General features: G+C 58.2%; 9 protein-coding genes. 1 reads left to right on the top strand and 8 read right to left on the bottom strand.

Annotated elements, in window-relative coordinates; genetic code table 11:
• Nucleotides 1-503 precede the first annotated feature (503 nt).
• Nucleotides 504-1,907 (top strand): multidrug transporter subunit MdtD, encoded by a 1,404-nt coding sequence (mdtD, locus tag ID864_RS20600; protein ID WP_048914184.1) that lies wholly within the window; start codon nt 504-506, stop codon nt 1,905-1,907.
• On the opposite strand, the gene rbsR is transcribed toward mdtD, so the two are convergent.
• The 8 genes from rbsR to budA all read right to left on the bottom strand — a co-directional run bounded on the left by rbsR (nt 1,904) and on the right by budA (nt 10,371).
• Nucleotides 1,904-2,905 carry a ribose operon transcriptional repressor RbsR gene (rbsR, locus tag ID864_RS20595; RefSeq protein WP_208864864.1) on the bottom strand — a complete coding sequence of 334 codons (1,002 nt, stop codon included), beginning with the start codon at nt 2,903-2,905 and terminating at the stop codon, nt 1,904-1,906. The genes mdtD and rbsR overlap by 4 nt on opposite strands.
• A 2-nt stretch (nt 2,906-2,907) precedes the next feature.
• Complete coding sequence (rbsK, locus tag ID864_RS20590; protein WP_099754529.1) at nt 2,908-3,837, bottom strand: ribokinase; 930 nt, start codon at nt 3,835-3,837, stop codon at nt 2,908-2,910.
• Nucleotides 3,838-3,898: 61 nt separating this feature from the next.
• Nucleotides 3,899-4,780 carry a ribose ABC transporter substrate-binding protein RbsB gene (gene rbsB, locus ID864_RS20585; protein ID WP_224750575.1) on the bottom strand — a complete coding sequence of 294 codons (882 nt, stop codon included), beginning with the start codon at nt 4,778-4,780 and terminating at the stop codon, nt 3,899-3,901.
• A 26-nt stretch (nt 4,781-4,806) separates the two neighbouring features.
• Complete coding sequence (gene rbsC / locus ID864_RS20580) at nt 4,807-5,775, bottom strand: ribose ABC transporter permease (RefSeq protein ID WP_048914183.1); 969 nt, start codon at nt 5,773-5,775, stop codon at nt 4,807-4,809.
• Entirely contained in the window at nt 5,772-7,283 is a 1,512-nt protein-coding gene (gene rbsA / locus ID864_RS20575) for a ribose ABC transporter ATP-binding protein RbsA (protein ID WP_191150296.1), read from the bottom strand. Before rbsA ends, rbsC begins: the two co-directional genes overlap by 4 nt.
• A 7-nt stretch (nt 7,284-7,290) precedes the next feature.
• On the bottom strand, nt 7,291-7,710 hold the full coding sequence (rbsD, locus tag ID864_RS20570; protein ID WP_048914181.1) for a D-ribose pyranase: 420 nt from the start codon (nt 7,708-7,710) through the stop codon (nt 7,291-7,293).
• Nucleotides 7,711-7,894: 184 nt separating this feature from the next.
• Nucleotides 7,895-9,574 (bottom strand): acetolactate synthase AlsS, encoded by a 1,680-nt coding sequence (alsS, locus tag ID864_RS20565; protein ID WP_048914180.1) that lies wholly within the window; start codon nt 9,572-9,574, stop codon nt 7,895-7,897.
• A 14-nt stretch (nt 9,575-9,588) separates the two neighbouring features.
• Nucleotides 9,589-10,371, bottom strand: a complete 783-nt coding sequence (budA, locus tag ID864_RS20560; RefSeq protein WP_187497338.1) for an acetolactate decarboxylase — start codon at nt 10,369-10,371, stop codon at nt 9,589-9,591.
• Nucleotides 10,372-10,405 lie beyond the last annotated feature (34 nt).

Below are 10,405 nucleotides of genomic sequence, written 5' to 3'. Positions count from 1 at the left end.
AACGTCATAATGAATTTCATTATGTGTTCACTCGTGAGGCTTGATATTTTTTACGTCCGGAGACGTTGATATCAATCCTGCGAGTGCCCACACAGATTGTCTGATAAATTGTTAAAGAGCGTTGCGAGCAGTGCCGGGGCTTCCTGTCGCGAGGTGGCGTATAATACGCTTTCCTCCTTCGGAGTCAACTTCTTTTTGAGAAGTTTTTCCGGCGGTTCAGAACTTCCTGAACCTCTTAACACGCTGGCCTGTAAGCCGTTGTTCCGTGTCAGTGGAGGCGCAGTATAGGGATTTTCTGGCAGGTGACAAGTATTTATTGCAAAAAAATGACCGAGCGTAGAATTTTTCATCAAGAGGGTTAAAAACAGACGTTTTCGGGGCAATTAATCAGCGTTTTCTGACGAGGAAAGGCGAAACAACTCCGTTACTGATAAAAAGGAGATGCTATTCTTTCTGCATCACAGGGATTTCCTCCCCGCTCAAGTCAAAAGAAAGGACCACCAATGATAAAATCCGCGCGCAGTATGGCCGGACTCCCGTGGATTGCCGCCATGGCTTTCTTTATGCAGGCGCTGGATGCCACCATTCTTAACACCGCCCTGCCCGCTATCGCCCACAGCCTTGAACGCTCCCCGCTGGCAATGCAGTCTGCCGTTATCAGCTATACCTTAACCGTTGCCATGCTCATCCCGGTTAGCGGCTGGCTGGCTGACCGTTTTGGCACGCGCAAGGTTTTCATCAGCGCGGTATTCCTGTTCTCACTGGGTTCACTGGCGTGCGCGCTTTCCGGTTCACTGTCAATGCTGGTTGTCTCACGCGTGATACAGGGCATAGGCGGTGCGATGATGATGCCGGTGGCACGCCTTGCGCTGCTGCGTGCCTACCCGCGCAGCGAGCTGCTGCCCGTGCTTAATTTTGTCACCATGCCTGGATTGATTGGTCCGGTGCTTGGCCCACTGCTGGGCGGTGTGCTGGTCACCTGGGCGACCTGGCACTGGATTTTCCTGATCAACATCCCCATCGGCATTCTCGGCATTATCTATGCGCGCAAATACATGCCTGACTTCACCACGCCCAAGCGCCGCTTTGACCTGTTAGGCTTTCTGCTGTTTGGTCTGGGCCTGGTCGGTATTTCCAGCGGTATTGAGCTGTTTGGCGAGCGGGTGGTCTCCAGCCTGATTGCGCTGGGGGTGTTGGTCGCCGGGATCGTGCTGCTTCTTCTCTATATAGTCCACGCGCGCCGCCACCCTTCTCCGCTGCTGCCGCTGCCGATGTTTAAGACGCGCACCTTCTCGGTCGGCATCATTGGCAATATCGCCTCGCGCCTCGGCACCGGCTGCATCCCCTTCCTGATGCCACTGATGTTACAGGTCGGTTTTGGTTACACTGCGCTGCTGGCCGGTTGTATGGTGGCGCCAACGGCACTGGGTTCCATACTGGCGAAGTCGACGGTGACGGGCGTGCTGCGCTGGTTTGGCTACCGTAAAACGCTGGTTGGCATCAGCATCATTATTGGCGTGCTGATTGCGACCTTTGCCCTGCAGCTGCCGGGCTGGAATATGCTGGCGCTGCTCATTCCACTGTTTATTCTCGGCATGGCGATGTCGACGCAGTTCACCGCGATGAACACCATCACGCTGGCTGACTTGACGGATGCCAACGCCAGCAGCGGTAACAGTATGCTGGCGGTGACGCAGCAGCTGGCGATCGGTTTTGGCGTGGCGGTTAGCGCGGCGGTGCTGCGCTTTTATGAAAACTTTGACGGCACCACGCTGCAGCACTTCCACGCCACCTTCCTGACGATGGGTGCGATAACCGTGCTGTCGTCTGCGGTGTTCCTGCTGCTGAAGCCCGGGGATGGCCGCAACCTGATCAGCGACCGCGATAAAAAGAAGAAGAGAGCTTAAATCTCAGCGACCGAAGCCCGCTCCATTAATTCCGGTGTCAGTACCAGCAGCTGCTGGCTGCCACCGGGTGCGGCAAGGCGATGCAGCAGCGTGTCGATCGCCAGCTCGCCCAGCTCATCTTTCGGCTGATGAATGGTGCTGAGCGGCGGCGTCATATAGCGCGCCAGTTCAATATCATCGTAACCCATCACCGCCATATCCCCGGGAATGCTCATCCCCGCCTGATAAAGCGCATGATAAACCCCGACCGCCATTGCATCGTTACAGGTAAACACCGCCTGCGGCAGCGGGTTAAGGCTGAGCAAGGTGTTCATGGCGTTAAACCCGCCCTGAAACTCAAAGTCACTGCTAACGATATAGCCTTCCGGCACCGGCAGCCCGGCGCTGGCCATTGCCTGCCGATAGCCCTCAAGGCGCAGTCGAGCCGGGGTTTTATCCTGCGGGCCAGCGATACAGGCAATGCGCGTGTAGCCGCGGGCGATCAGATGCCGCGTGGCCATCTCCCCACCCAGCAGCGAGTTATCCTGAATGATATCGCTGCTGCCTTCAAACGGTGCCCAGTCCATCATGACTGAGGGAATAGAAGGATAGCGATTGAGCAGCTCGGCGGAAGGGAGGTGGCTTTCGGTACACATGATCAGCAGGCCATCAACGCGCTTTTGCAGCAGGGTTTCCAGGCTGCGGTTCATGCGATCCTCATCCCCTTCGGTATTACACAGCACCAGGCTGTAGCCGCGTTCGTAACAGCTGCGTTCTACGCCGCGCACCACCTCTGAATAGAAGGGGTTGCTGCTGGCGGTCAGCAGCATGCCGATGGTGCGCGTCTGGTTGAGCTTGAGGCTGCGCGCCAGGGCGGAAGGGGCGTAGTTCAGCTGGTTAACCGCTGAGGTCACCTTTTCACGCACCGCTTCACTGACGAAGCGGTTGTTATTGATAACGTGTGACACGGTAGAGGTTGAGACACCCGCCAGGCGGGCGACATCTTTCATGGTCGCCACGTTTACCCCTGCTGTTGCAAGAAGCTGTCGATCTCTTCACGCCAGGGTACGGAAGGCTGCGCGCCGCGTCGCGTTACGGCAATCGCCGCGGCCGCATGGGCGAATCGCACCGCGTCCGCCATCGGGCGCTGTTCCAGCAGCGCGGCGATCAGCGCACCGTTAAAGGTATCGCCCGCCGCGATGGTATCTACCGCCTCCACACGGAAACCGGCCACGCGCTGGCCGCTGCCCTGCTCGCTCAGCCACACGCCGCGGCTGCCCAGGGTGATCAGCACGCTGGCAATACCTTTGTCGTGCAGTACAGCTGCCGCTTGCGCCGCGTCTTCATCGCTGTTGACCGCCACGCCGGTAAGGATCTGCGCTTCGGTTTCATTCGGGGTGATCATATCCACCAGCGACAGCAGCTCGTCGGAAAGCTCGGTAGCCGGTGCCGGGTTAAGGATCACTTTGGTCTGGTTTTGATGCGCAATTCGCGCGGCGGCCAGCACGCTCTCCAGCGGAGATTCAAGCTGCATCAGCAGCGCGTCCGCCCCGGCAATCACCTGCCGGTGTTTCTCCACCCGCTCAGGCGTCACGGCGGCATTCGCCCCGGCGTGGATGCCGATGGTGTTTTCACCTTCGCCGTTGACAAAGATCAGCGCCACGCCGGTCGACTCACCCGCCACCGCTTCCACCGGCGCGATATCGATACGGTCGGTGGCCAGCTGCTGGCGAATACGTTCGCCGATGTCGTCGTCACCCACGCAGGCAATAAAGGCAATATCCGCGCCGCTGCGTCCGGCGGCAACGGCCTGGTTTGCACCCTTCCCACCAAATGCGACCTGATACTGCTTCCCGATCACCGTTTCGCCAGGGCGCGGAAAGTGCGCCAGGTTAAGGATGTGATCTGCATTAATGCTGCCAAGGACAGCCAGTTTACCGGTTTTCATCATAAGGGGTTCGTCCAGATAAGTGCGCCACCCGGAGGTGGCGCGTGCCATGCTTTTCTTTGATTTATTTGGTGACCAGCTTCAGGTCAACCGGGTTGATAGCCTGTACTTTCTGGCCTTTCAACACTTTATCCGCAGTCTGGACGCCAATCACGCCAATCTGCTCCGGCAGCTGAGCCACGGTCGCAGCCAGTTTGCCGCCTTCAACAGCCTTAATCCCGTCTGGGGTGCCGTCGAAGCCCACAACGACCACATCAGATTTACCTGCGGTTTGCAATGCGCGCAGCGCGCCCAGCGCCATTTCATCGTTCTGCGCGAACACCGCCTGCACGTCCGGGTGAGCGGTCAGCAGGTTCTGCATCACGTTCAGGCCCTTAGTACGGTCAAAGTCCGCCGGCTGGCTGGCGAGGATATTGAACTTGTGGGCATCGGCAGCCTGCTTAAAGCCTTCACCACGCTCACGCGCGGCCGACGTTCCGGCAATACCCTGCAGCTCGATGATTTTCGCACCTTCGCCAACTTTCTTCGCCATAAAGTCACCGGCCATTTTGCCACCGAAGCGGTTATCAGAGGCAACGTGGCTAACCACTTCGCCCTGTGACGCCACGCGGTCCAGCGTGATCACCGGGATTTTGGCCTGGTTTGCCATTTTCACTGCGTTACCCACCGCGTCAGAATCGGTCGGGTTAATCAGCAGCAGCTTGGTGCCACGCACGGTCAGGTCCTGCACGTTTGCCAGCTCTTTCGCCGGGTTGTTCTGCGAATCCAGCACCACCAGGTTGTAGCCCAGCTTGTCCGCTTCTTTCTGCGCGCCATCTTTCAACGAGACGAAGAACGGGTTATTCAGGGTTGAGACCACCAGCGCAATGGTATCTTTTGCCAGCGCGTTAGCGCTCAGGGTGGCGCCTAACAGTACGGCGAGTGCAGTCAGTTTTCTCATCTTCATTTTTTATATCCTGTAAGGGTAAAGAGTTATTTACTGCTTTTGTTATCCACCAGAACCGCCAGCAAAATCACCACAGCTTTGACGATCATTTGGTAGTAAGAGGAGACGCCGAGCAGGTTCAGGCCGTTATTCAGGAAGCCTAAGATCAGGGCGCCAATCAGCGTGCCCATAATCCGGCCTTTACCGCCTGCCAGGCTGGTACCGCCCAGCACCACGGCCGCAATGGCATCCAGCTCGTAACCGGTACCCGCCGTGGGCTGTGCCGAGGAGAGGCGCGCCACTTCAATGGTGCCCGCCAGCGCCGCCAGCATGCCGCACAGCGCATAGACGATAATTTTGACGCGGTTAACGCTGATACCGGACAGGCGCGTTGCCGCTTCATTGCCGCCCAGTGCATAGATATAGCGGCCCAGCCGGGTGTGATGCAGCATGTACCAGGCCGCAAGGAACACGATAGCCATAATCCAGACCGGCGTCGGGATGCCCAGCGGGCGGCCAATGCCAAACCAGCCAAACAGATCCGCGTTGTCATTAAAGCCGGTATTGATCGGGCTGCCGTTGGTGTAAACCATGGTCACCCCGCGCAGCAGCAGCATCATCACCAGCGTGGCGATAAACGCCTGCACTTTGCCCCTGGCCACAATGGTGCCGGTGATCGCGCCAATAAAGGCACCGAGCGCCAGCGAAGCCGCCACCGCCACCAGCGCATTGACCTCCAGCCCGACAATCGAAGCCGCCACCGCCCCGGTCAGCGCCAGCAGCGAACCCACGGAAAGGTCGATGCCGGAGGTGAGGATCACCAGCGTCATCCCGACCGCCATAATGGCATTTACCGAGGTCTGTTGCAGAATGTTGAACAGGTTTGCCACGGTGAAAAAGTTCGGGCTCATGCTGGAAACGATGGCAATCAGCACCACCAGCGCAATCAGCGATTTCTGCTCAAGCAGGAATGCCTTAACGTTCAGGCGGCGTGAAGGGATTGTTTGCGTACTCATAGTGTTGCCAGCTCCGCGCTGTGTTGCTTGCCTACCGCCGCCGCCATCAAAATTTCCTGCGAGGCTTGTTCAATCGGGAAGTCACCGCTCAGACGCCCTTCGTGCATCACCAGCACGCGGTCGCTCATGCCCAGTACTTCCGGCATTTCAGAAGAGACGAGAATGATGCTCAGCCCCTCCTGCTTAAACTGGTTGATCAGCTGATAGATCTCTTTTTTCGCCCCAACGTCGACGCCGCGCGTTGGCTCATCGAGGATCAGCACTTTAGGCCGGGTCATCAGCCCGCGGGCAATCGCCACTTTTTGCTGATTGCCGCCGGACAGCAGGCCGATAGGCTGGTCCATCGACGGAGTTTTGACATTGAACAGTTTGATAAAGTCGCCGACCGCCATCTCTTCTTCGGCATGCTTCAGGCGGCCTCCGCCATAGCTGAAGTAGTTAAGCGCGGTGAGCGACATGTTCTCTTTCACCGACATGCCCAGCACCAGGCCATCACGCTTGCGGTCTTCAGAGATATAGACGATGCCGTTGGCCAGCCCCTCTTCCGGCGAGCGCGATACCACGGTTTTGCCATCCAGCGTCACGGTGCCACCGCTGCGCGCCAGCGCGCCGTACAGCACTTTCATCAGCTCGGTACGACCTGCGCCCATCAGCCCGGCCACGCCGAGGATTTCACCCTTGCGCAGCGTGAAGCTGACATCCTCCACGCCGGAACCGCTGAGATGCTCGACCGTCAGGCGCACCGCGCCCGGCGCTTTATCCAGGCGTGGATACTGCTCTTCCAGCTTGCGGCCAACCATCATTTCAATCAGCGACTCTTCGGTCAGCGTCGCCACTTCGCGCTCGGCAATAAACTGCCCGTCGCGGAAAATGGTGACGTCATCGCAGATCTCGAAAATCTCTTTCATGCGGTGGGAGATATACACGATGCCGCAGCCCTGGGCTTTCAGCTCGTTAATCACCCGGAACAGCGAGACGGTTTCGGTATCGGTCAGCGCATCGGTGGGTTCATCCATCACGATCACTTTCGACTCGAAGCTCAGCACTTTGGCGATCTCCACCATCTGCTGATCGCCAATCGACAGGTCGCCCACCAGCTTATGGCTGCTGAAGCGCAGATTGAGACGCTTTAACAGCGCATCCGCCTCGGTGTGCATCTTTTTCCACTGGATGCGGCCGAAGCGATTAACGAATTCGCGGCCAAGAAAGATGTTCTCGGCGATGCTCAACTGTGGGATCAGGTTCAGCTCCTGGTGGATAATGCCGATCCCCGCTTCCTGCGACTCTTTCGGCCCGCTGAAGGTGGTCTCTTTGCCCAGCCAGGTAAAGGTTCCGGCATCACGGGCATAAATCCCGGTCAGCACTTTCATCATGGTGGACTTGCCCGCGCCGTTTTCGCCGACCAGCGCCATCACGCGGCCCGGATAGACCGACAGCGCCGCCCCCGACAGCGCTTTCACGCCGGGGAAGGATTTATCAATGCCTTTCAGTTGCAGTAAAGGTTGCATAACAGCCTCAGAAGGTCACGCCAGCGCCGAGGATGACATTCGCATACGGGGAACACTCCCCGCTGCGAATCACCGCCTGGCTGCACTGGGTTTGTTGTTTGAACTGTTCGTGACGGACATAACGGATACTGATGGTGTTTCCCTGGAGTTGTTGCAAGGATTCGAGCAGGGCGACCAGTTCGCTATGGAGCTGCGGATTATGCTGCTTAATCTCCTCCGCGATGATGGCACTCTCGACCTGCATCTCACGCGTGACCACATCGACCACCTGCAAAAAGCCAGGGGTGCCGTGGGTTAACGCCAGGTCAATGCGCTGCGGCCCTTGCGGGATTGGCAGGCCGGCATCACCAATGACGATGCTGTCGGTATGACCCAGACGGGAGATCACGGATGAGATATCAGAATTCAGTAAGGTGCCTTTTTTCATTTTCCACTCCAGAGCGAAACGTTTCGCTGACAGGCAGTTTATGAGAAGGCGAAGGGAAAACAATCATCAGATGCTGGAAATGTGATCGCCATCGAAACGTTTCGCTGACGCCGTGAAAGGATTTGGTTTAAGGCAAAAAATGGCCCTTTATGTCTGCGATAAAGGGCCACGCGCTGCCGGAGAACTACAGGATCTGACTGAGGTGCAGCTGGCCCATCAGCAGAGGGTTATCGGCATAATCCACCGGAATGGCGACCACCGCCGGGCCATTAACATCCATGGCCTTGCGCAGCGTCGGCTCCAGCATCGCTGCGCTCTCCACCGCGAATCCGGCGGCGCCAAACGACTCAGCATAGGCTTTAAAATCAATCGGACCGAATTTCACCCCTGAAACGCGCTGGTATTTCTTCTCTTCCTGCATCGCGACCATATTGTACTCCTGGTCGACCCAGATAATATGCAGCAGGTTGGCGCCCAGCCGCACGGCGGTTTCCAGCTCCATGCTTGACTGCAGGAAGCCACCGTCGCCGGAAACGGACACCACTTTGCGGCTCGGGTCCACCAGCCAGGCACCGATCGCCCACGGCAGCGCCACGCCCATCGTTTGCTGACCGTTGGAGATCATGATCTGGCGGGCGCGGAAGCTGTAAAGATAGCGGGCAATCCAGATATGGAAACTGCCCATATCCACCGTCAGGGTGACGTCGCTATTAATAATGTCCTGCATGGCGCGCACGATGCGCAGCGGGTGCAGGGCAAACTGATCCAGCTGATGGCCGCGCAGCGACAGCAGTTCGCGCTGCTGCTGGCGATCCTGCAGGATCGCCGCCGCCTGCGGGCTGAGGGTGAGCGGGTGGCTAATCTGCGCCGTCAGCTTGTTCAGCGTGGCGGCAATATCCCCCACCAGCTCGGCGTCCGGCAGATAGCAGCTGTCGCTGTCGGCTGGCAGCACATCAATATGCACCAGCGTCGCCGTGCCGCTGTTCCACATCGCCGGTTCGTACTCAACCGGGCTGTAGCCAATGGTGATAATCAGATCCGCCTCTTTCAGCAGGCGATCTCCGGCCTGATTGTTAAACAGCCCGACGCGGCCGGCAAAGCGTGAGAAGTGATCCTGATGCACCGCGCCCGCGGCCTGATATGTGCTGGTGACCGGAATATGGCTACGCGTCAGCAGATGATGCAGCGCTGCACTGTTCTCCGGCTGGCTGGCCATCAGGCCAAGCAGCAGCACCGGATTTTTCGCCTGAGCAATCTGGCGCGCTACGGCAGCGATAGCCGCATCCGGCGCCGGTCCCATTAACAGCTGGCCGTTTGCCGTCAGCAAATTGGCCCGCACCGGTTCGTTGACGATATCCTGCGGCAGGCTGACAAATGCCCCGCCGGGCCGCCCCTGTTCCGCGCTGCGAAAGGCGTTTGACAGCACTTCGGCAATTGCATTACCGGAGCTCACCTCAACGGCAAATTTACTCACCGGACGGAACATCGCTACGGTATCCATGCTCTGATGCACCTGCTTGGCGCTGTCGGCGCGTTTTACTGCGCCACCTAACGCCACCAGCGGGTCGCCTTCACTGGTGGCCGTGGCCATGCCGGTGATCAGGTTCGAGCAGCCGGGGCCAGAGGTCACCAGCGCCACGCCCGCTTTGCCCGTCAGCCTGCCGACCGCCGCCGCCATAAACGCCGCATTGGCCTCGTGGCGGACTGGAATGGTCTGAATGGTGGTATCCAGCAGCGAATCAAACACCTTATCAATTTTCGCGCCTGGGATGCCAAACACCTGCTTCACACCCTGCGCCTCCAGCTGCGCCACCACTAAATCGGCGCCGTGCGCCCACTGCTGAACCTCGGTTACATTTTTCATCTATTGGCCTCTTATCAGCTTTCGACTGCGCGAATGGCAGAATCCAGATTTTCCGGGTTGAGATTGGCGTGCAGAAAGTCACTGTCGCCAGGCAGGTCGATCACCAGCTTGCTGATCTCACCAAAGCTCAGCGTGCCGTGCTCCAGCTGGTAGTCGAGCAGATGGCCGCCGCCCTGGCGATCGTCGGTAATAAAGTGTTCGTGATATCCCGCTACGTTAATACCCTGCATATATTGCGGGGTACGAAAACCGATCAACACGCCGCTTCGCTGATGAAAATGGAAGGTAGGCTGCTTGCCAAGCACCTCCGGCATCGATTTGTACGGGCGGTGCTGGCAGGGCACGGTGCGGGTTTCCGCCAGGCTGAACTGCCCGTCGATACGCAGCGCGCAGAACTGGTTATCGGATGTGACGTACTGGTCGATGATGTGATGCACTTCGGCACGGGTCGCCGGGCCGCGGAATTGGTGCTGATACTGCGGGCGGAAGAAGGTCATCACCGCAAACGGCGATTGCTGCTGCGGGCTGGCGGTGCGGGCGCTGCCGTCCGAACGCAGCTGATACACCTCGCTGTTAAAAGCGATCAGTTCACCATCCAGCTGGTTAAAGGTTCCAAGGCCAAAATCGCCCTTCTTGAGCAGATCGGCCACGGTGGTGGTGCCGTCGTAGACGCCGCTTAGCAGTGCGCTCATCAGTGAGGTCTGATAGATAACACTTTCTGGCCTTTCCTTTTGCAGCTCCCTCACGGTGCTGGTGAGCTGTTCTTCACATGAACAACCAGTTACAGAATCTGTCATAGCCGTCTTCCCGATTAAACTGTTAAGAAGTATT

It is taken from the genome of Erwinia aphidicola (genome assembly GCF_014773485.1).
GTDB lineage: Bacteria > Pseudomonadota > Gammaproteobacteria > Enterobacterales > Enterobacteriaceae > Erwinia > Erwinia aphidicola.
Note: the sequence above shows the minus strand (reverse complement) of the source record. Positions and strands in the feature narration are given on the sequence as shown.

Excerpts from the sequence above, each read along its gene's own strand:
- mdtD (WP_048914184.1), top strand. The coding sequence starts at position 504 with ATGATAAAATCCGCGCGCAGTATGGCCGGACTCCCGTGGATTGCCGCC.
- rbsK (WP_099754529.1), bottom strand. The coding sequence starts at position 3,837 with ATGATGAAAACCGGTAAACTGGCTGTCCTTGGCAGCATTAATGCAGAT.
- rbsB (WP_224750575.1), bottom strand. The coding sequence starts at position 4,780 with ATGAAGATGAGAAAACTGACTGCACTCGCCGTACTGTTAGGCGCCACC.
- rbsC (WP_048914183.1), bottom strand. The coding sequence starts at position 5,775 with ATGAGTACGCAAACAATCCCTTCACGCCGCCTGAACGTTAAGGCATTC.
- rbsA (WP_191150296.1), bottom strand. The coding sequence starts at position 7,283 with ATGCAACCTTTACTGCAACTGAAAGGCATTGATAAATCCTTCCCCGGC.
- rbsD (WP_048914181.1), bottom strand. The coding sequence starts at position 7,710 with ATGAAAAAAGGCACCTTACTGAATTCTGATATCTCATCCGTGATCTCC.
- alsS (WP_048914180.1), bottom strand. The coding sequence starts at position 9,574 with ATGAAAAATGTAACCGAGGTTCAGCAGTGGGCGCACGGCGCCGATTTA.
- budA (WP_187497338.1), bottom strand. The coding sequence starts at position 10,371 with ATGACAGATTCTGTAACTGGTTGTTCATGTGAAGAACAGCTCACCAGC.